Annotated in this window: 23 protein-coding genes; 14 read left to right on the top strand and 9 right to left on the bottom strand. The window is 73.7% G+C overall.

Annotated features, from left to right (window positions below; translation table 11 throughout):
* Positions 1-5: 5 nt before the first annotated feature.
* Positions 6-1691 carry a flavin monoamine oxidase family protein gene (locus tag rosag_RS08950; RefSeq protein WP_284349746.1) on the bottom strand — a complete coding sequence of 562 codons (1686 nt, stop codon included), beginning with the start codon at positions 1689-1691 and terminating at the stop codon, positions 6-8.
* 117 nt (positions 1692-1808) lie between these two features.
* Here rosag_RS08950 and rosag_RS08945 point away from each other — a divergent pair, with 117 nt between their 5' ends.
* The 5 genes from rosag_RS08945 (at position 1809) to rosag_RS08925 (ending at position 5510) form a co-directional block, all read left to right on the top strand.
* On the top strand, positions 1809-2426 hold the full coding sequence (locus tag rosag_RS08945; RefSeq protein ID WP_284349745.1) for a methyltransferase: 618 nt from the start codon (positions 1809-1811) through the stop codon (positions 2424-2426).
* A gap of 98 nt (positions 2427-2524) precedes the next feature.
* Positions 2525-3049: an OsmC family protein gene (locus tag rosag_RS08940; protein ID WP_284349744.1), complete on the top strand. Its 525-nt coding sequence runs from the start codon at positions 2525-2527 to the stop codon at positions 3047-3049.
* Entirely contained in the window at positions 3046-3546 is a 501-nt protein-coding gene (locus rosag_RS08935) for a redoxin domain-containing protein (protein WP_284349742.1), read from the top strand. Before rosag_RS08940 ends, rosag_RS08935 begins: the two co-directional genes overlap by 4 nt.
* Positions 3543-4103, top strand: a complete 561-nt coding sequence (locus rosag_RS08930; RefSeq protein ID WP_284349741.1) for a DsbA family protein — start codon at positions 3543-3545, stop codon at positions 4101-4103. Before rosag_RS08935 ends, rosag_RS08930 begins: the two co-directional genes overlap by 4 nt.
* A 174-nt stretch (positions 4104-4277) precedes the next feature.
* The gene (locus tag rosag_RS08925; protein WP_284349740.1) at positions 4278-5510 is read left to right on the top strand and encodes a metal-dependent hydrolase; all 1233 of its coding nucleotides are present in this window, start codon (positions 4278-4280) and stop codon (positions 5508-5510) included.
* A 170-nt stretch (positions 5511-5680) separates the two neighbouring features.
* On the opposite strand, the gene rosag_RS08920 is transcribed toward rosag_RS08925, so the two are convergent.
* Entirely contained in the window at positions 5681-8341 is a 2661-nt protein-coding gene (locus tag rosag_RS08920) for a glycoside hydrolase family 9 protein (RefSeq protein WP_284349739.1), read from the bottom strand.
* A 193-nt stretch (positions 8342-8534) separates the two neighbouring features.
* Between rosag_RS08920 and rosag_RS08915 the strand changes: the two genes are divergently transcribed.
* The 8 genes from rosag_RS08915 to rosag_RS08880 all read left to right on the top strand — a co-directional run bounded on the left by rosag_RS08915 (position 8535) and on the right by rosag_RS08880 (position 20728).
* On the top strand, positions 8535-8987 hold the full coding sequence (locus tag rosag_RS08915) for a glycoside hydrolase family 16 protein (RefSeq protein ID WP_284349738.1): 453 nt from the start codon (positions 8535-8537) through the stop codon (positions 8985-8987).
* A 51-nt stretch (positions 8988-9038) separates the two neighbouring features.
* Positions 9039-10505 carry a site-specific integrase gene (locus rosag_RS08910; protein WP_284349737.1) on the top strand — a complete coding sequence of 489 codons (1467 nt, stop codon included), beginning with the start codon at positions 9039-9041 and terminating at the stop codon, positions 10503-10505.
* Positions 10506-10511: 6 nt separating this feature from the next.
* Positions 10512-12371, top strand: coding sequence for a hypothetical protein (locus rosag_RS08905; RefSeq protein WP_284349736.1), 1860 nt, complete (start codon positions 10512-10514; stop codon positions 12369-12371).
* Positions 12372-12373: 2 nt separating this feature from the next.
* A complete protein-coding gene (locus tag rosag_RS08900) occupies positions 12374-15919 on the top strand; it encodes a hypothetical protein (protein WP_284349735.1) in 3546 nt (1181 codons plus the stop codon).
* Between the two features lie 11 nt (positions 15920-15930).
* The gene (locus rosag_RS08895; RefSeq protein WP_284349734.1) at positions 15931-16515 is read left to right on the top strand and encodes a hypothetical protein; all 585 of its coding nucleotides are present in this window, start codon (positions 15931-15933) and stop codon (positions 16513-16515) included.
* A gap of 209 nt (positions 16516-16724) precedes the next feature.
* A complete protein-coding gene (locus rosag_RS08890; RefSeq protein WP_284349732.1) occupies positions 16725-18776 on the top strand; it encodes an AAA family ATPase in 2052 nt (683 codons plus the stop codon).
* Between the two features lie 7 nt (positions 18777-18783).
* Entirely contained in the window at positions 18784-19401 is a 618-nt protein-coding gene (locus rosag_RS08885; RefSeq protein WP_284349731.1) for a hypothetical protein, read from the top strand.
* Positions 19402-19726: 325 nt separating this feature from the next.
* The gene (locus rosag_RS08880) at positions 19727-20728 is read left to right on the top strand and encodes a P63C domain-containing protein (protein ID WP_284349729.1); all 1002 of its coding nucleotides are present in this window, start codon (positions 19727-19729) and stop codon (positions 20726-20728) included.
* A gap of 243 nt (positions 20729-20971) precedes the next feature.
* Here rosag_RS08880 and rosag_RS08875 read toward each other — a convergent pair whose 3' ends face one another.
* From rosag_RS08875 to rosag_RS08845, 7 genes are all read right to left on the bottom strand, one after another.
* On the bottom strand, positions 20972-21460 hold the full coding sequence (locus tag rosag_RS08875; RefSeq protein WP_284349728.1) for a DUF5990 family protein: 489 nt from the start codon (positions 21458-21460) through the stop codon (positions 20972-20974).
* 35 nt (positions 21461-21495) lie between these two features.
* Positions 21496-21849 carry a hypothetical protein gene (locus tag rosag_RS08870; RefSeq protein WP_284349727.1) on the bottom strand — a complete coding sequence of 118 codons (354 nt, stop codon included), beginning with the start codon at positions 21847-21849 and terminating at the stop codon, positions 21496-21498.
* Positions 21850-21924: 75 nt separating this feature from the next.
* Complete coding sequence (locus rosag_RS08865) at positions 21925-22170, bottom strand: hypothetical protein (protein ID WP_284349726.1); 246 nt, start codon at positions 22168-22170, stop codon at positions 21925-21927.
* A gap of 5 nt (positions 22171-22175) precedes the next feature.
* Positions 22176-22592 carry a heavy-metal-associated domain-containing protein gene (locus rosag_RS08860; RefSeq protein ID WP_284349725.1) on the bottom strand — a complete coding sequence of 139 codons (417 nt, stop codon included), beginning with the start codon at positions 22590-22592 and terminating at the stop codon, positions 22176-22178.
* Positions 22593-22693: 101 nt separating this feature from the next.
* A complete protein-coding gene (locus rosag_RS08855; protein ID WP_284349724.1) occupies positions 22694-23137 on the bottom strand; it encodes a mercuric transporter MerT family protein in 444 nt (147 codons plus the stop codon).
* A 37-nt stretch (positions 23138-23174) separates the two neighbouring features.
* Positions 23175-25103, bottom strand: a complete 1929-nt coding sequence (gene merA, locus rosag_RS08850) for a mercury(II) reductase (protein ID WP_284349723.1) — start codon at positions 25101-25103, stop codon at positions 23175-23177.
* A 38-nt stretch (positions 25104-25141) separates the two neighbouring features.
* Positions 25142-25705 (bottom strand): MerR family transcriptional regulator, encoded by a 564-nt coding sequence (locus rosag_RS08845; protein ID WP_284349722.1) that lies wholly within the window; start codon positions 25703-25705, stop codon positions 25142-25144.
* A 261-nt stretch (positions 25706-25966) separates the two neighbouring features.
* On the opposite strand from rosag_RS08845, the gene rosag_RS08840 reads away from it, so the two are divergent.
* Entirely contained in the window at positions 25967-26368 is a 402-nt protein-coding gene (locus rosag_RS08840) for a glycoside hydrolase family 16 protein (RefSeq protein WP_309298178.1), read from the top strand.

Raw genomic sequence — 26368 nt, 5'->3', positions numbered from 1 at the left:
TGACGCTATGCGAGCAGCTGCGCGACCGCGTCGCGCACCGCGTGACGCCGCGTCGCGAGGCGCGTGCGCTCGACGTCCAGCCAGGGTGCAGGTGCGGCGCCGAAACCGAGCGACGCGAGCACCTCGCGCGCGGCGCGCTCGCCGCTCTCGCAGCCGCCCTCCATGAAGCCCTGCGCGTCGCGCGACGTGTGCTCGCCCGCGAAGTGCAGCGTGCCCGCGCGCTCGCCCTCCGCGCCGCGGATCGCGGTCCACTGGCCGGGGAGGTAGGCGGCGTAGCTGCCGCGCGTCCATGCGTGCGTGGGCCAGTGGAAGCGCGCCTCGCGCATCCCCGCGCGCGCCGCGGCGACGCCCGGCAGCACCGTGTCGAGGTCGCGCACGAACGCGCCCGCCTGCCCGGCCGCCGTGCCGCTGCCCAGCGCGACGCCGTGCGCGCCGCCCGTGAAGTTGGTGAGGATGCCCGACGCGCCGGGCTGCAGCCGGCTCGTCTCCCACGTCAGCTGGAAGGGCAGGTCGCTGAGCACCGAGCCGTTGGAGCGGTGCCGCGTGCGCCACACGCGCTCGCCGAAGCCCACCATCAGCTTCGCGTTGGTGCCGTAGCCCAGCTCCGCGATCGCGCGCCGCTTGGCGGGCGAGAGCGGCGCGTCCAGCCGCACGTCGCGCAGCAGCGTGAACGGCAGCGCGAGCACGACGTGCGTGGCGTCGGTGTCGAGCGTCGCGCCGCCGCGCTCGAACGTCGCGCGCCAGCCACCCGTGGCGCGCGGCGCGAGCGCGACCAGCCGCATCCCCAGGTCGAACGCGGGCTCGCCCAGTCGGTCCGCGAGCGCGTGCACGATGCGGTCGTTGCCGCCGCGCACGTGGAAGCGCTCGTCGCTGTCGCCGAAGATGCGGAACGGATCGGGCGACGGGTCGATGAGCGTCAGCAGGTTGAGCGCGGACTGGCGGTCGGGCTCCAGCCCGCACTCGGTCGTGTAGGCGACCGCCAGCAGCTCGCGCATCCACCCGCTCACGCCGCGGCGCTCCATCCACTCGGCGATCGACATCCGATCGAGCGCCGCGGCGAGCGCCGGCTGCGCGACGCCGATCGCGTCGACGTCGACGTCCGCGAGGTCGCGCGCGATCGCCGCGCCCACCGGCGCGAACGCCGCCATCACCTCCGCGTCCCTGCGGCGCGCGCCTCCCATGTGCCACACCGCGTCGGCGAGCGCGCGGTCGTCGGTCGCGAGGTCGTCGAGCGGGATGCCGAGCTCCATGGCGAGCGCGCGGATGCGCACGTGGCCCGTGTCGATCAGCTCCCCGCCCAGCTCCGCGACCTGCCCGTCGGCGAAGTGGTCGCGCAGCGAGAGCATGCGTCCGCCCACGCGCGGCTGCGCGTCGACCACGCGCACGGGGATGCCGCGCTCGCGCAGGCGCCACGCGGTGGTGAGGCCCGCGATCCCCGCGCCGACGACGAGGACGCTCGCGTCGCGCGAGGCGGCGGGCGTCGCGGGCGGCGCGACGGTCGGACGCGCGCACGCGTCGAGTGCCAGCGCGCCGACGCCCGCGCCCATGCCCGCGACGAAGCGGCGGCGCGTGATCGCGCGCGCCTCGTGCAGCGCCGGCGCGACCTCGTCGAGCGGCGCGCGCAGCTCGGCCGCGGCGCGTGCGGCGTGCGCCGCGCGCACCAGCAGCGCGTGGAGTGGGGTGCGGGACATGATCGGGATCGGCGGTGACTCGCTCGCGACACTACCGGAGCCCTGCGATCCCGGCAAGGGCGCCCGGGGTGCAGATTGCGCGCGCCCGCATCGACCTCCAGCCGCCCGCCCACGTCCGTGCCGCCACGCTCCACACGTCCCAAGGCGTACGACCGCGCCTACTTCGACAAGTGGTACCGCTCGCCCGCGCACCGCGTGCGCACGACCGCGGAGCTGAACCGTACCGCCGCGTTCGTCGTCGCGGCGGCGGAGTACCTGCTGGGGCGGCCCGTGCGGACCGTGCTCGACGTGGGCGCCGGCGAGGGGGCGTGGCGCGCCGCGCTGCGTCGGGCGCGCCCGGGCATCGTCTACCAGGGCGTCGATCCGAGCGAGTACGCGGTGCGGCGGTTCGGCGCGCGGCGCGACCTCATCCTCGGCGACCTCGCGTCGCTGGACGCGCTGCCGCTGCGCGACGGCTACGACCTCGTGCTGGCGACGGACGTGCTCAACTATCTGACGCCCGCCGAGCTGACCGACGGGCTGCCGCGGCTGGCGGCGCGCGCCGACGGGATGCTGTATCTGGAGCTGCTGACGCGGAACGACGAGCTGGAGGGCGACACGACCTTTCCGCAGCAGCACGACGCCACCTGGCTGCGCCGCGTGGTGCGCCGCGCCGGGCTGGTCGCCTGCGGGCTACACTGCTTCCTGCCGCGCGCGCTCGCGGACCGGCTGACGGAGATGGAGCGCGCGTGGTGACGCTCCTGGTGACGTGCGTGGCGGCCGGCGGCGCGGCCCCGATCTTTCAGGGACGGCCGTTCCACATGCCATGACCCGTGACCCCGGGAGGTGAGCCCGTGCCAGACTCCAGCTCCGCCGCGACCACCGCCGCGACCGCCGCCGCGTCGAGTGCCGCGCCGCCCATCGCCTGGGTCGAGGCGCGCCTCGACGAGGGTGGCGGCTACACGACGCGGCTCACCGCGCGCACGCACGCCCTGGTGACCGACGAGCCGGCGGACGTCGGCGGCGCGGACACCGGGCCGACGCCGTACGAGCTGCTGATCGGCGCGCTGGCCGCGTGCACCGCGATGACCGTGCGCATGTACGCGAACCGCAAGCAGTGGCCGTTGCGGACGATCACGGTGCGGATGCGGCCCGTGCGCGCGCACGCCGCCGACTGCGAGCGGTGCGAGACCGAGGAGGTGAGCGCGGGCCGGCTGGAGCGCGAGGTGGAGTTCGCCGGCGACCTGACCGACGAGCAGCGCAGGCGCCTGCTCTACATCGCCGACCGCTGTCCCGTGAAGCAGACGCTCGAGCGCGGCCTGCAGGTGCAGCCCGCGACCGCCATGCCTCTATCCACGCCTGCGCCGGTGCCGACATGACCGCCACGCCGCTCGCCGCCGGCACGCCGGCGCCGGAGTTCACGCTGTCCGTCACGCCGGACCAGCGCATCGCGCTCTCCGAGCTGCGCGGCCGGCCGGTGATCCTCGCGTTCTATCCCGCCGACTGGAGCCCCGTGTGCGGCGACCAGATGGCGCTCTACAACCAGGTGCTCCCCGAGTTCCGGCGCCACGGCGCGGAGCTGCTCGGCATCTCGGTGGACGGCGTGTGGTGTCACCGCGCCTTCGCGGAGGACCGGCACCTCCACTTCCCACTGCTCGCCGACTTCGAGCCGAAGGGCGGCGTGGCGCAGCGCTACGGCGTGTACCGCGCGCAGGACGGCACCACGGAGCGCGCGCTGTTCGTGATCGACGCGGAGGGCACGATCCGCTGGAGCTACGTCTCGCCGGTCGGCGTCAATCCCGGCGCCGACGGCATCCTCGACGCGCTGGACCGGCTGGCCGCGTCCGCGCCCACTGCGGGAGGACCGTCCACGTGAGCACGCGGCTCCGCAACCCGGTGACGGCGCAGGACCACGCGCAGGGCCCCGCCGACGCGCCCGTGACGCTGGTGGAGTACGGCGACTACGAGTGCCCGCACTGCGGCCGCGCCTACCCGATCGTGCAGGAGGTACAGCGCCGGCTGGGCGACCGCCTGCGCTTCGTCTGGCGCAACTTCCCGCTGACCGAGATCCACCCGCACGCGCTGCACGCGGCCGAAGCGGCGGAGAGCGTGGGCGAGCAGCTCGGCGAGGCGGGCTACTGGCCGATGCACGACGCGATCTTCGACCACCAGCGCGACTCGCACGCCGCGCTCGACGACGCGCACCTCGCGCGCTACGCGGCGGACCTCGGCGCGGATGCGGAGCGCGTGCGCCGCGACCTGGAGGCCGACGCGCACGTCGTGCGCATCGAGGCGGACTTCTCGGGCGGCGTGCGCAGCGGCGTGAACGGGACGCCCACGTTCTTCGTGAACGGCGCGCGCTATGATGGAGACTGGACCGACGCGGAGGAATTCGCCCAAGCCCTGGAACGCGCTGCGCAGACGCCGGGATGATCAAGCGGAGGACGATACGGCGGAGGACGATGCGGCGGAGGGCGGAACGGCGTGAAACGGTGAAGCGGACGCTTCGAGCTTGAAGCGGTAGGCGAAGGTCCGCTTGTTCGGTATCGCGCCTTATCGTTCTCCGCCGTAAGGTCCTCCGCCGTATCGTCCTCCGCCCCACCGATCTTGGACAATGTCACCCACGCCCTCGCCGGCAGCCTGCTCGCCGCCGCGACCGTCGCGATCGTCGAGCGGCGCACCGGTCGGCCGGCCACGCCAGGGTACGGCCGTGCGGCGATGATCCTCGGCGTGGTGGCCGCGGAGCTCCCCGACGCCGACCTGCTGTACGCGGGGCCAGTGCTCGGCATGGGCAAGCTGGGGTACCTCCTGCATCACCGCGGGCACACGCACACCGTCGTCTTCGCGCTGCTGGCGGGGCTGCTGCTGTGGGGCGTCGCGCGCCTGCGACGCCACGGCGCGCGTCCGGTGGCCGAGCGACGCGGGTTGCTGGGGCTCGCGCTGGCGGGGACGCTGTCGCACCTCGCGCTCGACTACACGAACAGCTACGGCGTGCACCCGTTCTGGCCGGTGGACGACCGCTGGTTCTACGGCGACGCGGTGTTCATCGTGGAGCCCTGGCTGTGGATCATCGCGGTGCCCGCGCTGATCGCGATCGTGCGCAGCCCCGTCGCGCGCGTGCTGCTGGGCGCCGCGCTGGTGGGGATCCTGGCGCTGGCATGGTCGTTCGGGCAGGTGAGCCGCGGGCTGGCGCTCGCGCTCACGCTCGGCGCGGCCGTCTCGCTGGCGGTGACGTTCGCCGCGCCGCCCGCGCGGCGCCTCGCGATCGCGCTCACGGCGTGGCTCGCGTTCGAGGCCGGCTCGTTCGTCGCGTCGCGCGCGGCGCGCGGGCAGGTGCGCGCGGCGGTGGCGGCGATCGCGGGCGCGGACGCGCTGCGCGACGTGGCGCTCACGCCGACGGTGTCGAACCCGCTCTGCTTCCGCGCGCTGGTGGTCGAGACGCAGGCGGAGACCTATCGGGTCACCGAGGCGTCGGTGGCGCCGTTCCCGGCGCTGCGCACGGTGCGCGCGTGTCCGCCGCCCGACGCGGACGGCGGCGCCGGCATGGTGCCGTCATCGCGCGCCGCGACGGACGCGGTGCGCTGGGGCATCGAGTGGAGCGCACCGCGAGCCGAGCTGGGGGCGCTGGCACGCGCGAACTGCGAGGTGGCGGCGGCGCTGCGCTTCGTGCGCGTGCCCGCGTGGCGCCGCCTGCCCGACGGCGCGGTGCGTCTCTCGGACCTGCGCTTCGGGAACGGCGACGCGAGCTTTGCGGAGGTGTATGCGGCGGCGGCACCCGCGCGCTGCCCGAATCCGAGGGCGGTGCCGTCGTGGGTGCCGCCGCGACAGGACGTGCTGTGAAGCGAAGGGCGGAGGACGGAACGGCGGAGAACGATGAAGCGAAGAACGGTGGAGCGTGAAACGGAAAGGCGGACCCTTCGAGCTTGACGCTTCAAGCCGAAAGGTCCGCCTCATCGTTTCACGCCGTTTCGTCTCCCGCTTCGCCGTCCTCCGCCGTTCCGTCCTCCGCTTTACGGCGCGACCACCTCTCGTCGACGTGACGCGTCGCCGTCCGGCACCACGACCGCCGTCCACGACGCGCTCCCATCACGCACGCGCCCCTTCCACTCGACGGTCACCGGTCGCCCCGCCTGCACGGTGACCGTGCGCGTGGGACGATCGACGGTGAGGTTGTCGGTGCGCAGTGCGACGCGGTGCGTGCCCTCCGTCGCGAGGGTCCAGCGGATCGTCACGTCGCCGTTCGCGGCAGCGGTGGCGACGGGTGTGGGCGTCGAGTCCGTCGAAGTCGCGGGCGCGCCGGGCAGCAGGTCGGCCATCAGCCAGAGCCACCGCGCCGACGGGTGCACCCACACCTCCTTGTACACGTACATGTTCTGCGACGGCCAGTAGGGCAGGTCGGTGACGCCGCGGCTCTGCATCCCCACCGGCAGCGAGCCCACGAAGTCCGCCGACGAGACGCTGTACTGCTGCGCCCAGTCGTGGCCCTCGCCGTACATCGTGCTCTGCGCGAACGGGTTGCGGCCCACGACCCACTGCGCCTGCCGCTGCGCGAGGTCGAGCCCCGCGCTGTCGCCGCGCAACCGCGACGCCGCCGACAGCGCCTTCGCCTGCGACAGCAGCACGCCGTAGTTGCCGCGCCGCTGGAACCACACCGGGAAGGCGCGCAGGTACCAGCCGTCGCCCATCGGCAGGCCGGCGCGCGCCTGCGCCGCGTACTGGTCGGGCGTCGCCATGTAGCGGTCGCCCGAGGCGGGCACGTGCGCGCTGTCGGCGACGCGGTAGACGTACGCCGGGAGCACGCCGTACGGTGCGGTCGTCGTCGCGGCGCGCTTCTGGAACTCGGCGTGGCGCGCGATCGCGGCGTACCAGCGCATCCACTCCGGGTGGTCCGGGAACGCCTCGACCAGCTGCGCGAGCGCGACGACCGGCGCCTGGTCGGCGGCGCGGTGGAACTGGTGGAAGAGCGTGTCGCGGTCGGGGCCCGTGTACCAGAAGCCCGCGAGCGGGAAGTCGCGGCCGACGCGCGCGACCTGCTGCGACCCCGTGACCACGCGCGCCAGCTCGACGGCCTTGTCGCGGTAGCGCGCCTTCCCCGTGGCGCGGAACAGCTCCACCGACGCGGTGATCCCGATGCCGGCGAGCTCCATGCGGCTGGCCGCGAACGCGGGCGTGTGCCACGTCGACGGGCCCTCGACGCCCACGATCGCGTGCTCCCAGTCGTCCTCCGCGATGCGCAGGCTGCGCGCGGCGAGCGCCGGGTCGCGGTCCTTCAGCACGCGCGCCGCGATCGCGCCGGCGGCCGAGGCGATGTAGTTGGCGTTCGGGTTGTTCTTCGCCTCCACCACCTTGTCGTCCGCGTCGCCGACGACGTTGTTCGACCAGTAGTTGTGGCTCCCGAACCCGATGCGGTAGCCGCCGGCGAAGCGCACGCGCAGCACCCAGTCGAGGCCCCAGCGCGCCTCCTCGAGCAGCCGCTCCACGAGCGCGGGATCATCGCCGCGCGCCGCCAGCCGCTCGGCCAGCGCGAACATCGCGTACGTGCTCTCGCCGGTGTTGATGACGCCCTGCGACAGGTCGCCCGCGTCGTGCCAGCCGCCGCTCATCGTGAGGCGCTGGTCGCCGTGCGCCGCGAGCCAGTCGAGATGGTCGATGCCGTGCACACCCGGGATGTGGTCGCCGCAGCGATTGCCGTAGAAGAAGTTGAGCGTCTTCCAGAGGCTCGTCTTCCACACGTCGCCGCCGATGTCGAACGGGCGCGAGACGACGTCGCCCGCCTGCAGCACGTAGCGCCCCGGCGTCTCGACGGACGAGAAGTCGAGCAGCTGGAACTCGCCGTTGCGCGCGCGCACCGCCTGCAGCGGCGCGCGCAGCACCGTCTGACCGAGGGCGGCATCGTCCACGCGCAGCAGCTGGAAGTCGGTCGCCGCGAGCCCGCTGGCGACGGCCGTCTTGGAGGCGCCGGTCTGGTAGCCGCTGTGGCTGAACGCCAGCCGCCCCGGCGCGACGCTCCACCCGGTGTGGTGGTCGGGCGCGACCTTCTGCAGCTCCAGCCGCCCCAGCTCGAACGCGACGCGGTCGCCGGGGTCGGCGAGCATCTTGTTGACGAAGTAGCCGATCTCGAGGCGGGTCACGCGGTCGCGCGCCAGCGGCTCGATCTCCCAGACGATCTGCTGCCAGCCGTCGCGCGTCAGCGTGACGTAGTGCGTCCCCTCGCGGCCATAGCGCTCCGGCACCTTCTCGGCGCCGTCGTTGCGCAGGGCGATCTGCAGCGGCAGCACGGGGACGCCCCTGAAGTCGGGACGCACCCAGAGCGAGATCCGGTTGTAGCCGCTCCAGTCCTCGTTCGGGACGGCGCGCTGGATGTTGACGGCCGGGAGGCGCGCGCGGTTGGGTGCGGGCGTGCCCTCGAACAGCTGCATGTCCACGCGCAGCACGCGCATGTCGCCCAGCCGCGGCTCCGTGGGGAAGGTTGCCTTCGCGGTGCCGGTGACCTTCCACGTGTCGGGTCGCGTCATGTCGTCGAGGACGCGGCTCGCGAGCACCGGCTTGCGCAGCCACCCGAACTCCGCCGACTCGACGAAGTCGATGGGCATGAGGGAGCGCGGCGCCTGCGCGTCCGCCAGCGCGGGCGACAGGGCCAGGACAGCGAGCGTGGCGAGGCGTGGGCGCATGCAAGCGGAGGACGATGGGGCGGAGGACGATGAAGCGGAGGACGATAACGCGTGAAACGGGAAGGCGGACCCTTCGGCTCTGAGCTCCAAGCTCGAAGGGTCCGCCGTTTCGTCTCACGCCCCACCGTCTTCCGCCGTTCCGTCCTCCGCCGTACCGTCTTCCGCCATGTGCACAGCCCTCGTCCGCGTCGCCGTGATCGCAGCCCTCGTCACCGGCTGTCACACGCCGCCGGCCGGCTCCACGCTGGTCTTCGGCGACGAGTTTTCCGGCCTCTCGATCGACCGCGCCAAGTGGATCGTCTACACCGGCCCGGTCTACAACGCGGAGCTGCAGGCGTACGTGGACGACACCGCGACGGCGTACGTCCGCGACGGCATGCTCGTGCTCCAGGCGCGGGCGCGCGCGCATCGCGACACCGCCGGGCGCGCGGTGGAGTTCGTGTCGGCGCGCCTGCACGGCCGCACGACGTTCCGCTACGGGACGATCGCCGCGCGCATGAAGCTGCCCACCGGCGCCGGGCTCTGGCCGGCGTTCTGGCTGCTCGGCGAGGGCGCGTGGCCGGCGCACGGCGAGATCGACGTGATGGAGTATCTGCAAGACCTTTTTCGCGCCTTTACCTCTAACAATGTGACAGGGGTAGATTGACCGTGTACCTTGTGGTGCGCGACCGACCCTCCACCTCGACCGGGTACGTCCATGTCGCTCTTCCTGCCGGCCATGCAGCCCTCTCCCGACGGGATGTGGGAGGTGGAGATGGTGAGGCTCGACCACGGCGAGCGCTTGCCGGTCATCCGCAACAGCCGCACGTGGCTACCTGCCCCCCTCGCGCTCCGGTACGTGCTCAGCCAGCGGCCCCGCCTCCGGCCCGGCTCCCTGGCGAACGACGTCCGCGGCGTGTGCGCCCTCTACAACTGGGCGGCGCAGGAGCGGACCGTGGGGTTCTTGGACGACTGGCTCGCGCGCGGGCGCGCGCCGACGAACCATGAGCTGAAGCAGATCAACCGCTTCCTGCGCAACGCTCCGGAGGAAGCGGACAGCCAGCAGGGCACGCCCGTCGTCGGCGCTGTGCCTGAGGAGCGGGGCGCGCTGGGCGAGGCCCCGGTCGTCGACCGAGCCGGCGAGGTGCCGGCGACGACGTACCACCGCCGGCTCACGTCGGTGCTCCACTTCCTCGACTGGGCGCTGCGCGCGGACAACGCCGGCGCGACCCAGGCCATCGACGACGACGAGCACGTGCGAATCGTCTGGCGAGTCCAGCGGCTGTTCCGCGAGTGGGCCGCCGAGCGCCCGATCCCCGAGTCGCTGACGCCCGACCCCCTCACGCTGCTCGACATCCACTTCGTGCGGCGAGCGCTAGGGGCCGACGAGTTCGGACGGTGGCACTACGCGGACGTCTTCGTGCCGGAGACCAGGCTGCGCAACTGGGCCATGTTCGAGGTGGCGATCAACTACGGTCTCCGCCGCGCGGAGCTGCTGCTGCTGCGACTCGACGATCTGCCGGACGACGACGACCCGCTCCGCAACATCCGCGTGGCGCGCCGGCGCGAGGTGAAGGTCGATAAGGGGCTCAGTCGCAAGACCCCGCGCATCGTGAGGGTCCCGGCCCTGGACCCGGAGCGGTACGACGTGGTGCGGCAGTACCTGACGCACGGCGGCACCGAGGGGGGGCGCTGCGGCCCTGCCGACGCGGAGACGCGGCTCTTCCTGCGCCACCCCTCCGAGGTGAAGCGGCCGAGCGCCCGACCCGCCGAGGCGCCGTCGCCCTTCGAGCCCATATCGGGTGCGCGCTTCGGTCAGACCATCACGCGCATCGGCGAACTCGCGTGGCACGCCGCCGAGCGCGAGATCGCGGCCGGCGCGGGCGTCGTCACGATCCGGACCGGCGGGACGGCAACCGCGGTCAAGGTGACCGACCGCGTGCTGGAGGAGCTCCGGACCCGGCTGACAGGGCTGCACCCGCACGTGCTGCGGCACACCTGGGCGACGCACTTCGCCCTCGCGCACTACGGGGAGCACGGCTTCGACGGCGTGGTCCACCTGCTCCAACTCTACGGCGGCTGGGCCGACGACAAGATGCCCAAGCACTACGCCGAGAAAGCGATGGAGGAACTGGGGCAGCGCGCGGCGGCCGAACGGCTGATGGCTCTCTCCACCAACCGGTAGCGGCGAATGGCGCTCACGCTCTCTCCGAACGACGTCCTGCATCACCAGCCGGTGCCCGGACTCGGGCCCGCGGCGGCGCCCGCGCGCGCGCCTGACGACCTTTCCGATCTGCCCGCCCTCCCGGCGCTGATCCGCTGCGGGAGCTACGACGTCGAGGACGAGAACGGGCACTGGACCATCACCGGCGAGCGGTGGACTGCGCGGCGGGTGCGCGAGAGCGCCGAGCGGCAGTCGGTGAACTGGGACCTGCTGCGCGCGCGGGACGGCTTCGGCCGACACGTGCTGAGCGAGCGGGTGGTACACAGCCTCAAGCTCGTCGCCGCCCGCTGGTCGCCCCGGGTGAGTGCGGCCGACGTCCACGGCCGGATCTACTCCGCGGGCCGGCTACTGCTGCAGCACCTCTTGGCGAACCCGGTGCTCCGGCCGGCCGACGGCGTTCCCTTCCAGTGGGAGCACCTGGCCGAGGACCTCGTGGAGAGCCTCGAGCAGACGGCCCGCCTCTCCGGCCGACCGGGCCAGCTCAACACGGTGAACGCGCTCCGGCAGTGGTACTGCCTCATGGCCACGTGGCCGGACGGCACCCCCATCGCCGGCGCGTCGCCCGACCTAGCCCACTGGTGGGAGGGTCGCACCACGAAGAAGGGCCGGGGCGCCTCCCGGGCCGCGTCGCCGGACCCCGTCTACGGCCCCCTGACCCTCCGCGAGATCGACGCGCTGCGGCAGAAGTGCGAGGCCGGCACCCGTGCGGACGTGGTCGACCGCATCGTCGTGTGGCTCCTGATCGTGACGCTCGGCCGCGACATCGAGCTGCGGCGCCTCCGCCGGGGGCACTTCCTGCCCGACATCCTGCCGTCGACGACGCCGGGCCAGGCGCCCCGGAAGGCGTACCATCTCTACAAGCCGCAGGCGAAGGTCGGGCGTAGTCCGCGCACGCGCGACGCGCGCCGGTCCGACGACCGCGCGCGCGGGCACCGGCGCGACGACCCGCGCTACCTGCTGCCCGAGGCGCTGGGGCAGATGATCGAGCAGGTGCTCGAGCCCACGTACGTGACGCCGAAGCGGCAAGGGGGGACCGGGGGCCTGCGCCCACCGACGGGGGAGGACGCGCCCCTGCTCTACTGGCTGCAGGGCGGCTCGGATCAGCTCGGGCGCCTGCTCGCCCGCTTCGTCCGGGCCGAGTCGGTGACGACGGACCGCGTGCTCGACCGAGACGGCAACCCGACGCCGTTGGTCCTGGACAACTACCGCTTCCGGCACGGCGTCGCGCGCGTGCACCAGGAACTCGGGGCGAGCGACCGCGAGCTGCAGCGCCTGCTGGGTCACGAGTCCGTACACACCGCCCGCGAGCACTACTCGGCCGCGCGCGGCGCGGACGCGATGGTCATGGAGCGCGCGGCCGGGAAGGCCGTCGCGCCGCTCGTGGCGACGATGCTGACCGGGCAAGTGGAGGACCCTGCCGAGCCGCGCGACCTCCCGGTGATCCCCGGGGCCGTCCCGCGCCTGCAGCGCGGGCGCGCGCTCAAGGTGATCGGCAACATCGGCAAGTGCAGCAACACGGAGTGCGACAAGAACCCCGTCGTGAGCTGCTTCGGATGCGACAGCTACGTCGGCGGCCCCGCGTACCTCCACGAGATTCGGGAGCTGCGCGACGACGTGGTAGCCTTCCTCACGTCGCCAGAGGCCAACGAGCAGAGCCCGCACTTCGTGGCCCAACTCCGCGGCACGCTCGCCGGCATCGACGCGTGGATCGACTTCCTGTCGCGCGCTGAGGTCGCAGCCGAGCAGCCGGACCCCGCGGCCGTCACCCTCGGCCGGCCCCGCGGCCGCCCCCGTCGCGCAACCAACACCGCGCCCGACCGCGCCTGACCGTGCCGAACGCCTCCTCGCCGTCTCCCAGCCACCGCGCCGCGCTCGCCGCGCTGATCCTCGACGCGAAGACCGCGCTCCACTCGGAGGCGGGCCGCGCCCGCTACCCCGACACGCAGTGGTCGGACGAGATGTGGTCGATGCCGGTCCCGGGGGAGGCGCCGTTCGGCGCGTACTTCGGCCAGAGGAGCATCGCCGACAACCGCTTCACGCGGAACCGGTGGGGCGCGCCAGGCCGGAACGATTTCGCCGCCGACGCATGGCCCGCAGACTTCGGTGACCCGATACGCGCCTACCTGCTCCTGGGTGCGTCGCACTCGCGCGACCACGGGTCGGGCGTCCTCTACGCGGTGCGGCGCCTCTGGGACTTCCTACTGGCGAGCGACCGGGCGGGCGCCGGCCGGAAGTGGACGTGGGACCTGCTGGACGACGCGACGCTCGCGTCCTTCCACACGTACCTGCGAGGCGCGAAGCCCGCCGGGGCAGCCCTAAGCTCCGCCTCCGCGGTCCTCGTCCTCACCGAGGTGGCGGACGTCGCGGCCATGCTCGTCGAGCGCGGCGCCTGCGCACCGCTCTCGTACTCCCCGCGACGGACCGAGCGCGAGGCGCGCGAGGCCACCGCGCGTGCCTCGCTGGTGCTGCCGCCTGAGGCGACGGGGCTCGCCCGCGGCGACCAAGATCCGAGGTGGGTCAACGGTGCCGCGGCCCTGGTCCGCGACGCGCGACTGCGCTGGGACACCGCCCCGGAGGTGCGGGCGCGCTGGGCGCCTGCGCCCTGGGACGGCGTTCTCTGGACGCTGCGCGACGGCACGGCGCGCTGCGTGTGGAGCGCAGACTTCCTCCCGCAGCGTCTCGAGCGCACGCCGCAGGTGCTGGAGGCTTACGGCCTCACGCTCTTCCCGCCGTCGTACGCCGACCCGCTGCGCGCGTACCTCGTCGAGCGCGACGGCCTCGCGGCGGCCTCGCTCAACAGCTACCTCAGCCATTGGCGGCTCTTCTACCGCTTCCTCAGCGACGCGGGTCTGTCGACCGCCGAGTCCCCGTGGCACTGGTCGATGGCGACCGACGAGCAGCTTGTCGGCTACGCCGCGTACCTCCGGGCTGGGCATGGCAGCGTGCGCCGGAAGGAGGCGAGCGCCAAGCAGGCGATCAACCGCGTCGCCGAGATCCGCATCATCTGCGACTGGCTGGCGATCCGCGCCGCGGGGCCGGCGATCACGCTCGTGGCCGGGGACGGTGAGCTCCGCTCCCGTGGCACGGCCTCCGCCGCCGGCACCCGGGCGTGGCCGGCGCCCGTGCGCCCCCTACGCCCTGAGAGGGCGACGGCGGGTGTGCAGGTGTCGCCGCCGGAGGCCGCCCCCCGCGTCTCACTGGAGCCGAAGCTCGAGCGCGTGGTCGAGAAGGGGTCGCGGCGGCTCGCGACCGAGGCGCTGCGCGTGCGGCACCCCGGGGCGGCGTGGGATGACTCGAGCTGGCCGCTCGCCGCCCCGGATCGGACGCACACGCTGGTCTTCGGACATCGCCCCCGCGTCGCGGACCGTGAGGCCCAGGGTGCGGGAGCCGACGGCGTCGTGCCGTGGCCGGCCTGGTACGGCGACCCGCTCCGCGCGATGGTCACCGAGCGCACCCAGATGGGCGCGCTCGGTGTGCAGGGCCTGCTGAGCGGCGCGCGCGCCTTCTGGCGCTTCCTCGAGGAGTCGCGGCTGACAACCGCAGAGACGCCGTGGTCGTGGTCGCGCCTCGACGACCGCGTGCTCGGCCGCTACGAGACGTACCTGCGCACGCAACGGGAGCGGACCGGGGTCGAACTCGAGGACACCTCGATCCGGGCGAAGCTCGACATCATGCTCACCATCGGACGGTGGCTCGCGCGGCACCGTGTCGTGCGCACGCCGACGTACGTCCCCGTCAGCGCCTCGGCCACGGCACGCTGGCGCGACGAGGACGAGCAGCGCCAAGCCGGCGCCGCGCTCCTGCCCCCCAGGGGATCGCTGGAGGCTCTCGCGCGGCTCTACTACGAGGTCACCCGAGGTGCCCTCCGCGGCAAGCTGACCGCGGGCGACGAGGCCTGCGTGCTGATCCTCGTGCTGCTGATGCTCACGGGCCGGCGTCTCGTCGAACTCCTGCGCCTGCACGCGGACTGTCTGCTGTACGAAACCGTTCGCCCGTGGCGGGACGGGTGGGGAGCGACAGAAGGCGTTCTCCAGTCCGAGCGCCCCCAGGTGGTCGGCCCCGACCAGAAGATCGTGCTGCGCATGCGGTACTGGATGGCGAAGAAGCGCAGCGTACGCGAGGGCGTGATCGGCGTCATGCCGACGGCTGCACCGGTCGTCGAGTCGTGCATCCGCCGCCTGCGCGAGCTGTCGGCGGGCCCGCGGGCGCGCGCGGCGGAACTCCAAGCGACGCCTGACGACTTCCCCTTGCCCGCGGTGCTCGCCGGCAAGCCCTATCTCACCTCCGAGGACCTCGTGACGATCTACCCCCTCCGTAAGGCGGCGGCCGCCGCCGCCGGCGGGATGGGCGAGCGGCACTCGGGGACTCCGGTGCGACTCCGGAACGTCGGCCTCCAGGTCGCCAGGACGAATCCCGGCGGCGCACGCTTCCTCGCGGCGGACGTCGCGGCCGCGATGCAGGCACTCCGCCGTAGGCTGTGCCCCTCGGACGTGGTGATGCAGCCGGCGTCGGGACCGCCGCAGATGCTCAGTGAGACGCTGCTCCTCACCTACGAGCGCGAGGGCTACCGGGACCTGTCGACCGGGGTGGCCGTCCCCCCCGTGACCTCGCTGGTGCGCCGCATTTCGCACGGCATGGTGTACGGCCGGGTCGCAGGGCCGAAGAGCGGCTTGTGGCGCGACGTGAGACGCCTCGCGCCGGAGCTCGAAGTGAAGGGGCTGCGGTCGCACGGCTTCCGGCGCTGGCTCAACAGCGTCGCGGTCCACGGCGGCGCGCCCATCGCCGTGCTCACGCGGTACTTCGGCCGAGATCAGGACGACCAGACGAAGGCGTACATCTACCCGGCGGACCTACTCGACCTACCGGCGGAGGCGCTGGCCCAGGACGCGCGCGCCCGGGCGGCGCACCTGAGGCATGAGGTGAAGGCGGGGCGCGTCTACTCGTCGGTCGCGCTGGGCTACTTCCGCGTGAAGGCCGCCGAGGGCGAGGCCGCGGCGGACGCCTTTCTGGAACGCAACCTCCCAGTGGCGCACCCCACGGAGATGGGCCACTGCGCGCGCGACCTCGCGGTGGAGCCGTGCCAGAAGCACCTGAACTGCCTGGACGGGTGTGAGCACTACGTGGGCACGAAGGGCGACGTCCGCGAGGTCCGCGCACTGTCGGATCTCGCAGAACGGCTCGCGCAGGAAGGCGACATGCTGCGCGCCCGCCTCGCGGCCGGCGTCCGCATCCACGGCGGCCGCCTGCCCCGCTCCGAGCGCCAGCTCGCGGAGGTCCGCGCGCTGCTGCGCTGGCACCACGACCCGTCGATCCCCGACGGGACCACGATCACCAAGGACGGCCCGGTCCCGCGCCGGCTGCGGGTCCTCACCTGAGCGCCACCGCCATGCCCACGAAGCGACAGAACACGAAGCCTGCGCGCGCCCGCGGCCCCGGCGGCCCCGGCGGCCCCGGCGGCCCGGCCGCCCCCACGGTGGTCAGCGAGGCGACCGCGCGGCGAGCCGTCGCGGCCATTCGCGACCTGCTGAGAGAGCTGCAAGGGAGTGAGGAACCGATCACCCACACGCTCCTGCAGACGCTGCTCAAGAAGCAGGACATCCCCGCCAGCCCGCGCACGTACTACGCGTACGTGACGGATGGGAGCGCCATCGCCCTGGAGATCGGGCGTGCGCAGGCGCGTCAGCGCGAACTGTCGCAGGGGACCCCCTTGGCACGGGCGCGGGAGGAAGCGAAGGAGCTCCGGGCGTACATCGCGGAGCTCGAGGAGGCGAACCGCCTACTGCTGGCGCAGCAGGCCGCGATGGTCGCGTACCTGACGGACGACGCGAACGGCCCGGGGCTCGACGTGACGGTAGTCCACCGCGCGCAGCGGGCGTCGCTGGGGGAGGTGGTGCGCGGGAAGCCATTCGCCCGGCGCCCGCTCTCGCCCTTCGCCCAGCCGCCGCGCGGGCCGGGTGGGGGCCGCGGGTGACGGCGCCCCTGGTGCGGTCGCCGGGGGGCGGCGCCGGGCCCGCGTGGGAGGCTGGGCGGCGGAGCGTGTCCGGCGTCGTCGTGTCGCGCACTGCGGCACCCCGGCCGGAGCCGGGCGAGGAGGCGACGCACGTCCCGTGGGCGCGTGGCACCGTCCGGTGTGCACGAACGGGTCAAGAGGTCAGCTTCTACGGCGTCGGTCTGCCGACCATGCACCCGAACACCGAGGTGCGGTTCGGCGGCTATTGGCAGCCGGACAGCGCGTACGGTCCTCAGCTCACCGTCGTCACCGCGCAGGTCACACTCCCGAGCGAGGCCGCAGGTGTCGTGCGCTACCTCAAGGCCAACATCGCGGGCCTGGAGCGTGGCGTCACCGCCAAGCGCATCGCCGTAGCACTCGGGAGCGACTGTCTCGCACGGCTCAAGCGCGATCCAGCGCTCGTGCAATCTCTCGTTCCGGGGGGGCGGGGCATCGCGCTACGCCTGGAGGTCGAAGCGTGGGCGGCGGAGGTGCGACGCGAGACGGTGACCGACGCGCTCGCCCGGCGGCTGCACGAGGTGGGTGTGGAGCGCCGCACGGTGTGCCTCATCACCCGCTACTTCCGCACGTCGGAGGCGGCGGAGGTGGTGACACTCCGACAGCCCTACCGCCTGCTCGACGTGCCCGGCGTCGCCTGGGAGACGGCGGACAAGATCGCGCGGGCCCTCGGGGCGGCCAACGACGACCCTGCGCGCCTCAACGCGGCGTGCGACGCGGCACTGCAGAAGGCGTACGAGCAAGGCCACACCGCGGTGCCCCCCGCCGCAGTCGCCCAGGCGGCGGCGGGGCTGGTGAAGCCCGTGCCGGTCGAGCGCCTGGAGGCGGCCGTGCATGCGCTCGCCGAGGGTGGGGTCCTGGTGCGCGTGGGCGAGCGGGTGGCGCGCCCAGCGCACCGCGCGACCGAGTGGCGGATAGCCGAGGGCGTCGCCCGGATGCTGGACACGCCCGCCGAGCTCACGAGCGCGCAGCGCGCCGCGCTCGACGCCATGCTCGCACAGACGCGACTCACCTCTGTGCAGCGAGGCGCCGTGCGCCTCGTGCTCGGCAGCCACGTGAGCGTGCTCACGGGCGGGCCGGGGTGCGGGAAGACCACGACGCTCCGCGCGGTGGTCGAGGGGTGCCATGTGCTCGGCCTGCCGGTGCGCGTCCTGGCGCCGACTGGGAAGGCGGCCTCGCGGGCGAAGAAGGTCACCGGCGACCCGAATGCGGGCACGGTGCACCGCTTCATCGCGTCCCACCGCCGCGCCGGCGGAGGCGAGCGGCCCGGGGTCGTCGTCGTCGACGAGAGCTCCATGTGCGACGCGGAGACTGCGGCGGCCCTGCTGGGTACCCTAGACCTCTCGCAGACGCGCCTGGTCTGGTGCGGGGACGCCGACCAGCTCCCGAGCGTCGGTGCGGGCCAGGTGCTGCTGGACCTGGTGCGGTCGGGTCGCGTGCCGGTCGCGAGGCTGACGGACGTCTTCCGCATGAGCGCGGAGAGTCGCATCCACACGAACGCGCGCTGTCTCCTGGCCGGGCAGCCGCTCGACCTGTCCGACGCCGACGACTTCGGCTTCATACCCGTCCCCGAGGACGAGCGAGCTGCAGTGGCCACGCGCGACGCGCTCCTCTCGGAGCTCGCGCGCCTAGAAGCCACCGGCGTGAAGGTGCGGAGCGACGCCCAGGTGCTGGTCCCCGTGCGCCCCGGGCCCCTCGGCGTCGACGCCCTGAACCGCCTCCTGCAGGATCACCTGAACCCGCGCGGCGAGCCCGGACCGCTGGTGGGCGGCGGCACGCGGGCACGCGTCGGCGACCGCATCGTCATCACGCGCAACATCTACGAGCTCCCCACGCCGGTCTTCAACGGCGAGCAGGGGGAGGTGCTCGCCGTGGACGGGGGCGGCCGCGACATGCTCGTGCGCGTGGACGACCGCGAGGTGGTGCTCCGCGGGGTGCAGTGCCTGATGACGCGCCTCGCCTGGGCTATCACGGTGCACCGCTCCCAGGGAAGCGAGTACCCGTACGTGCTGATGGCGTACCACCATCTGGCGCACCGGCGGTTGCTCGACCCGCGCGTGCTCTACACCGCGCTAACCCGGGCTCAGAACCGATTCGTCCTCGTCGGCACCGAGGAGGCAGTGTCGGCGTCGCTGGCGCAGACGGGCGCGGCGGACCGCCAGACGATGCTCCCGGAACTCCTGGCGCGCGCCGCCGGGCGGCCGGCGCCCCACCCCGCACCGTGACCGGCACATGACGACCAGCGAGACGCGCGAGCGAGGGAAGCCGGGCCGGAAGGCCGAGCGCGAGAAGCCCCGCATCCTGAAGGCGCTCCTCGACGACCTCGCGCTGTGCGAGGCCGATCCGACCCTCTCGCTCAGCTACGAGGCCATCCGGAAGCGGACCGGCGTCAGCCGCGGGCACCTCTCGAACACCACGGACGAGGACTACGCAGGCATCGTCGCGAAGATCAAGAAGCTGGAGCTGAGGCGCGCCGGCTTAGACGAGGAGGGTGCCGCGCGCGGGGCCGCGGGCGCCTCGCCCTTTGCGGACGCCAGCATGTCCGACGCGGCGCTGGCGGGGCGAGCGGAGGAGCGAGTCGGTGAGCTCGCGCGGCTCATGCGCGAGTGGCTTAGCCGGCACGGCGGGACGCCTCGCGCGGCGATGGCGGCCCTCGCGCTGCACGACCTCGATCTGACGCTCGGCCAGGTCTACCGCGAGGCCACGGGCCTCCGGCCGCTAGTGCGCGAGATTGGTCGGCGCGAGGATCTCGCGCACGCGGCTGCCCGGGAGGCGGCCGGCCTCGGTCCCGGCCGCGCGCTCGACCCGCAGCTCACGCTCGACGAGGCTGGCCCCAGGGGCTCCTCATAGCTGCGCTGGCCGTGCCTGGCCCCTCCGACGAGAAGATGTTGGCCCTGGGAGGTCTCCGTGGCCTCGCAGGGGCCCTGCGGCCGCGCGCGAGGCCCCGCCGTGCCACTCCTCCGCGGCAGCCTACCCGCGGTGGGCCGGTAACCCGGAGGGCGGCCGTGGCGCTCGCCCCCATGCCGCCGGCGCTAGCGTGCGGGCGCAGCCCGCACGACGGCGGAGCACCTCGCCCCGTCAGCATGCTTGCTCTGCACTCGAAGAGGAGCTATGCTTGCTGTGCGCTCGAAGAGGAGCGCGGCTGGCCGGCAGGCACACCATCGAGGAGGCCCGAGTGTCCGAAGACCTGAACGCGAACGGCACGGTCCCGCAGTCCAAGGGCGGGAAAGCGCGCGCGGAGCGCCTGCCGGCGCGGCGGCGAAAGGAGATCGCGGCCCTCGGCGCCGGGGAGCGCTGGGGGAGGGACCTCCCCGTCGCCGAGTACCCTGGTACCCTCCGCATCGGCGGGATCGAGATCGAGTGCGCCGTCCTCGGTGATGGGACGCGCGTGCTCACCCAGGCGGAGCTCCTCGAGGCGCTGGGCCGCCACCGCAAGGCGAACGTGCGCAACGTCGAGGGCGAAGAGCCGATCCCGCCGGTTCTCCAGGGCGAGTCGCTCAAGCCCTTCATCTCCGAGGAGCTGCTCAAGAAGAGCCAGCCGATCAAGTTCAGAACCCGCCAGGGCGCCATCGCGAGCGGCTACCGCGCCGAGGTGCTGCCCGACATCTGCGAGGTGTACCTCAAGGCGCGCGACGCGAACGCGCTCAAGCCGCAGCAGCGCCACATCGCGCTGCAGGCCGACATCCTCATGCGCGGCTTGGCGACCGTGGGCATCATCGCCTTGGTCGACGCTGCCACCGGCTTCGAGAAGGTCCGGTCCCGCGACGCGCTCGCGAAGATCCTCGAGGCCTTCGTGCAGAGCGAACTGCGGAAGTGGGTGCGGACCTTCCCTGCCGAGTTCTACGAGCAGCTCTGCCGGCTCCGCGGCGTCGCGTACCCGCCGACGAGCATGAAGCTGCCGCCGTACTTCGGCACGCTCACGAACAACATCGTGTACGACCGCATCGCCCCCGGCGTGAAGGCCGAGTTGAAGCGGCTGACGCCGCGCACGGCGACCGGCCGGCCCAAGCACAAGCTCTTCCAGCACCTCACCGAGGACGTGGGGCACCCGAAGCTGCGCGAGCACCTCGCGTCGGTCGTGACGCTGATGAAGATCTCGCCGGACTGGGCGACCTTCGAGGGGCACCTGAACGCGGCGCTGCCGCGCTGGAACGACACGCTGCCGCTGGCGCTCTAGCGGACGCGCGAGCTGGCAGCAGCTCTAGCCCGGCCACACGGCCGGTTCGGGTGCACCGTGCGCCCGCCGGGCCACGTGGGGGACGTCCGGCCGGGCACCGCGCGGGTGGCGGGCGCAGGTCGTCGCAGGTCGTACCGCAGGAGCCGCCGGCGACGCGCTCTCCCCGTCGCGGCTCGGGGATCGGGAGCAGGTAAGCGGCCGTCGCGGCAGCGCGCGCTGACGTGGGCGGCGGCGGAAGCGTGGTCAGACCACCGCGATACGCCAGCCGCCCCGGGGGGGCACGGTCGCGCACACCGGGCCGCCGTCGCGCGCGACGCCTGGCACCGTCGCTTCGAGCACGACGTTTGGCTGGCCTGCCGCCTCCTCCACCTGCACCCACGTGATCGCCGCCAAGGGCACCTTCGCCCGGCGGAACATGGCGCGCCCCGCACCCGGGTCGGACGGCTGCACCGCGCTCCAGCTCACGTAAAGGAAGCGGCCGGCCGGCGGACCGAAGGCGAACGGCCCGAGGAAGACCGGCGCGCCGGTCGCGGCGTCGAGCCGCGCGCGCAAGTCACACGCGAAGTACGGCAGCCCGTCCGGGCCGACCTCGCCGGGGAGCACCTCGTCCTTCCGCTGGAGGCCGCCCTCGATCTCCGTGTAGCCGGCGCACGCGCGGGGCGGCAGGTCCGCGAGGCGGATGCGCAGGCGGACGGTCCGCTCGCCGGTCGGTGCTGCGGCGCTAGCCGCCATCGGGATCGGTCCTCGCTCCGGGGCTCGCAGGTTCGTCAGGGGGCGCGCATCGCGCCGCGGTGCATGATCGCGCCCGCGGCCCCGGCGAGGAAGAGCGTGACGAGCACCGGCCCCTGCGGCTCGCGCCACCGCGTCAGCGCCCCGAACGCCATGGCCAGCGCGAGGCCGGCGACGTTCGCGCCGAACGCCGCCAGGCGCAGCTCCGAGAACGCCGGGGCCGAGCGCAGGAGCAGCGTTAGGACGCCGATCAGCACGACCGCGAGGCCGCTCCCGGCGAACCAGAGCGCGTCGAAGGAGAGCGCGTTGTACTGCACGGCCGCTACCGCGAGGTGCAGCATCCCGACGGCGGCGGTTAGCCCGCCGGCGATGCCCAGCAGGGCTCTCGCCACACGTCCGACCGTGCGGGCGGCCACGAGCCTACTTCGCGGCCACCGGCACCCGCGGCCCGACGGCGCATCGCCGCCTCACGGGGTGCTCCGGTCGCGACTCGCACCCCCCACGGCGTTGACGGGGACCGCCGTGTCGCGCGACGGCCGAAGCAGGAGCCACAGCGAAACGAGGAACAACCCGGTCAGGACGCCGATCACGAGCCCGAGATGCTGCAGCACCACGGCGGTGCCGCCGCCACCCACCAGGAGCAGGAGCGGCACCGCGTGGCACGGGCAGGTGAGGGCAACGCCGATGAGGCCGAGCGTTCGTCGCGTGGGCACGGTCGTCAGCCTGCGGCCGGCGTCGCCGTGTAGCCGAGCGTCTTGATCGCGGCGACCATCTGCTCGACCGTCACCTTCCGCGGGTCGTAGGTCACGACCGCCGTCCCCTTCTCGTAGCTCACGTCCGCCTTGGCGACCCCCGGGAGGCGCGTGAGGACCTTGCGGGTGCTCAGGACGCATCCGCCACACGTCATGCCCTTCACCGCGAGCGTCACCGTCTTGGGCGCGGCCACCTGGGCGGGCGCCTGGGCGCGTGCCTGCGCGGGCGCCTGCAGCGACGGACCGGGCACGGGCATGGCGTACGCGACCGACACGAGGCCGCCCGGAGCGGCCGCGGACTGCGCCCCCGGCCCACAGAGGTCACAGAGGGAGAGCGCGCCGGCGACGGCGAGGAGACCGAAGGTAGCGAGCGACTTGTTCATCGAGAGCACCGGTAGCAAGCGTGGGAGATCAGTCAGGATCGTCGGTCGGCCAGCGCGTCGGCGCCGCCCCGGCGCTGCAAAGGCGCAGCGAAGGCGCTTCCTCAGACGAGGAGCAGGGACCAGCGCGGGAACGTCAGGAACACGAGCGCGACGACGGCGGCGATCCACAGCAGGACCTTGTCGCGCGTGCGGTCCCGGGGAGTCCGAGGGACGGCGCACGTCCCGTCGGGCGCGCATGCCGCGCCTGTCGCCACGTCCGCCGCCGCGGGCTTCTTCCCGTAGACGACGTAGAAGCCGACCGCGAGGAGCGCCACCGTGAGGAACGTGAACACCGGCCGGAGCGGCTCGAAGGTGCTCGCGAACCCGGCGCCGACACCGAAGGCGACGAACGCGAGCGGCCCGACGCAGCAGAGCGAGGCGAGGAAGGCGGCGCCGATGGCGCCCGCTGCGGCCGCGAGGCCGCGCCGCGCGGTGGAGCGGGTGCCCGCGTCGGTCGGGGCAGTCGTACGGTCGGCCGTGCGGTCCATCAGGTCACCAGGGGTCATGGTCATCCGCGTGGGATAGGGCGTGTACGGCGCGTGGTCACGCGCAGCAGCTCAGCTTCTGGACGCCCGAGGAGCCGCCCTGCGCGACCAGCTTCAGGCTCTCGACCCACGTCAGGTACGGGTGCAGCGTGCCGCTCAGATCCTTCGCGGTCAGGCCGAAGCGAAGCGCGACGGTCGCCTCACCCATGAACTCCCCGGCGTTCGGGGCCACCGCGTGCACGCCGAGGATGCGGCCGGAGCCCGACTCCGTCACCAGCTTCACGAGCCCGCGCCGGTCGTAGCTGACGAGGGCGCGCGGCACGTCGGCCATGTCCAGCGCGGCGACGTCGACGTGGTACCCCGCCGCCCGCGCCGCGGCCTCGGTGAGCCCGACGGAGCCGACCTGCGGCGCCGTGAAGGTCACGTTCGGCACGGCCGTGAGGTCGAGCTCGCGCGGGTCGTCGCTGGCGGTGCCGGTGGCGTGCAGCGCCTTGAGGGCGTTCTCCGCGGCCGCGCGGCCCCCGGCGGCGGCCACGTACACGTAGCCCGGCCCGCCGGTCACGTCGCCCGCGGCGTACACGTTCGGGTTCGCGGTCCGCATCGTGGCGTCCACCTGGACGAACCCCTTCGGCGTCAGCGCCACGCCGACGTCCTCCAGGCCGAGGTCCGACGTGTTCGGCCGCCGCCCCGTAGCGACGAGCACCCGCTCGGCGCGGAGCTGCCCCTCCAGGCTCCCCTGCCGCACGTGCAGCACGACCTCGCCGCCGTCCCGCTCCGCGCGCACGGCGGCCGTGCCGGTGTGCACCTCGATCCCTTCCGCCTCGAGGGCCTCGCGGAGCAGGTCGGCGATCTCCGGGTCCTCGCCCGGGAGGAGGTGCGCCCCGCGCTGGACGATCACGACCTTCACGCCGAAGCGGGCGAACACCTGCCCGAGCTCCACGCCCACCGGCCCGCCGCCGAGCACGATCATGGACGCAGGCAGCGCCTCGAGCTCCATCGCGGTCGTGCTGGTGAGGGCGTCGACGGCCTCGATGCCCGGGATCGGCGGCAGGGCGGCGGCCGACCCGGTGGCGACGATCACCTTGCGGGCGCGGTGCTCGCGCGCCGCCGCTCCGTCACCGCTCTCGTCGCCGACCGCGCCGCCCACCCGCACGCGCACCACGCCGTCGGCGGCGCCGCTCTCGGGACTCGCCAGGAGCCGCGCGCGGCCCTCGAGCCGCGCCACACCGGGGTAGCTCGCCAGCACGTCGGCGTACTTGGCCTCGCGCAGCTCACCCACGAGCGCGTCCTTCTGGCGGACCACCTCGCGCCAGTCGACGACCGGCTCGCAGGGGGTCACGCCTGGGAAGCCGCGCCGGGCGGCGTGGACGTGCGCGGCGGCCTCGATGAGCGTCTTCGAGGGGATGCAGCCGACGTTCACGCAGGTGCCGCCGAGCGTGCCGGCTTCCACGATGGCGACCTTCGCGCCCGTGCCGGCGGCCTGGATCGCCGCGGCCACGCCGGCGCCGCCGGTGCCGATGATCAGCACGTCGAAGTCGGCGCCAGGCCTCCCGCCGTCGCCGTCGGGCGTGCCGCCGGCCTGCGGGAGCGCTCGGCGGCGCGCCGGCGCGGCCACGGGCGCCTCGCCCGCGAACGACGGGGTGCCCGAGCGCCCGGCGCCCGGCGCGGCGGGGGCGGGGGCCGTCGCGAGGGCCGGCTCGCGCCCCCCGTAGCCGCCGGTGGCCGCGCCGGCCGGCGCCACGTCCGCCGTGCCCGTGGGCGCTGCCTCGAGCGGCTCAGCACGATAGCCGGCCCGCTCGACCGCGGCCACGAGCGCGGTGGTAAGCGCCGGCGTGGGCGTGACGCCCGGCGCCAGGTCCACCCGGCCGCGGCCGGCCCGGTAATCGACATGCGCCGCCTGGACGCCCTCGACGCGCTGGAGTGCCGTCGTGACGTGTCGCGAACAGTCCAGGCAGGTCATGCCGTGAATCACGTACTCGAGCTGCATGAGCGTGACGGTCCCTGTCGTGAGAAGCGTGCGGGAGTTCAGCGGCCCGCCTCTGTCGAGGCCAGCGGCGTGTCGGCCAAGGCGCCGTCGGGGGCGTTCAGCGCGGCGATGATCGGGCAGTGGAGCGCATCGGCCGCATCGGGGTCCACACCGCAGGTCTGATCGCACTCGGTGACGAGGTCGGCCAGCGCGCCGCGCAGGGCAGCGAGCATCCGGAGTTTCTCGTCGATGTCGCGCAGCTTCTCGACGGCCACCTGGCGCACCTCAAGCCCGGCACCGCGCCGGCCGGCGCCGCCACGGAGACGCAGCAGTTCCTCGACCTCGCCGAGCGTGAAGCCGAGCACCTGCGCGTGCTTGATGAAGTGGACGACCCCGGCGGCCTCCGGCGGGTACTCGCGGTACCCGCTCGCCCGGCGCCCCGACGGATGCAGGAGGCCGCGGCGCTCGTAGTACCGGAGGGCATCCGCGCTCACGCCGGTACGCGCGGCGAGATCGCCGATCCGGAGGACCTCGGCCGTCGCGGCAAGCGGCCCAGGCTCGGGCGCATCGAGCCCCGGGGGGCGCTGTGAGCGTCGGGTCGGCGAGGGGCGGGAGGCGGGCATGACGAATGGTACACCCTGGAGTGCGCTCCAGGGTCAAGCCCCTCTTTCGGGGGCTGGAGGTACATCGACAACACCGCCACTGCCGCGGTCAGAGGTAAAGAGCGGAGCAGCTTGAGGCGCCAGACGCAGGGCCAGCGGAGGTAAAGGGCCGCCGCGGCGGAAGGTAAACACCCCTACTCCCCTGCGTTCTGCCGCCGGAACCGTTCCCACCCAGGAGACAGGGAAATCTGAACGAAGGTAAACGCCGCGACCCTCTTATATATTATCGAGAACGTCGGCGACTCGTCGTGGGTCAACGCCGCGCTGCACGGCCCCGGCTACTCCGGGAACACGCCCTTCGTGCGCCGCGACACGCTGCCGCCGTCGCGCGACGCCACCGCGTGGCACGAGTACGCGGTCACCTGGACCGCGGACAGCGTCGTCTTCCGCGTCGACGGCCGGCGGTACTACGGCGTGTCGCGCGCGGAGATCGAGCGCCACGGCGCGCCGGCGGCGCTCGACAGCGCGAAGTACGTGATCCTCAACCTCGCCGTCGGCGGCGAGTACCCGGCCGCCGTCAACGGCGTGCGCGCGCCGCGGCTCGGGCTTCCCGCCGACACCGAGCGGCGGATCCGCGCCGGCGACGCGCGCGTCTACGTGGACTGGGTGCGCGTGACGCGCTGA

It is taken from the genome of Roseisolibacter agri, from assembly GCF_030159095.1.
Lineage (GTDB): Bacteria > Gemmatimonadota > Gemmatimonadetes > Gemmatimonadales > Gemmatimonadaceae > Roseisolibacter > Roseisolibacter agri.
The sequence above is the reverse complement of the archived record's forward strand: the minus strand, read 5'-3'. Positions and strand labels throughout refer to the sequence as shown.

Coding starts and splice junctions, on each gene's coding strand:
- rosag_RS08885 (WP_284349731.1), top strand. CDS start 18,784: ATGACGACCAGCGAGACGCGCGAGCGAGGGAAGCCGGGCCGGAAGGCC.
- rosag_RS08905 (WP_284349736.1), top strand. CDS start 10,512: ATGGCGCTCACGCTCTCTCCGAACGACGTCCTGCATCACCAGCCGGTG.
- rosag_RS08890 (WP_284349732.1), top strand. CDS start 16,725: ATGCACCCGAACACCGAGGTGCGGTTCGGCGGCTATTGGCAGCCGGAC.
- rosag_RS08895 (WP_284349734.1), top strand. CDS start 15,931: ATGCCCACGAAGCGACAGAACACGAAGCCTGCGCGCGCCCGCGGCCCC.
- rosag_RS08950 (WP_284349746.1), bottom strand. CDS start 1,691: ATGTCCCGCACCCCACTCCACGCGCTGCTGGTGCGCGCGGCGCACGCC.
- merA (WP_284349723.1), bottom strand. CDS start 25,103: ATGCAGCTCGAGTACGTGATTCACGGCATGACCTGCCTGGACTGTTCG.
- rosag_RS08875 (WP_284349728.1), bottom strand. CDS start 21,460: ATGGCGGCTAGCGCCGCAGCACCGACCGGCGAGCGGACCGTCCGCCTG.
- rosag_RS08860 (WP_284349725.1), bottom strand. CDS start 22,592: ATGAACAAGTCGCTCGCTACCTTCGGTCTCCTCGCCGTCGCCGGCGCG.
- rosag_RS08920 (WP_284349739.1), bottom strand. CDS start 8,341: ATGCGCCCACGCCTCGCCACGCTCGCTGTCCTGGCCCTGTCGCCCGCG.
- rosag_RS08855 (WP_284349724.1), bottom strand. CDS start 23,137: ATGACCCCTGGTGACCTGATGGACCGCACGGCCGACCGTACGACTGCC.
- rosag_RS08845 (WP_284349722.1), bottom strand. CDS start 25,705: ATGCCCGCCTCCCGCCCCTCGCCGACCCGACGCTCACAGCGCCCCCCG.
- rosag_RS08935 (WP_284349742.1), top strand. CDS start 3,046: ATGACCGCCACGCCGCTCGCCGCCGGCACGCCGGCGCCGGAGTTCACG.
- rosag_RS08910 (WP_284349737.1), top strand. CDS start 9,039: ATGTCGCTCTTCCTGCCGGCCATGCAGCCCTCTCCCGACGGGATGTGG.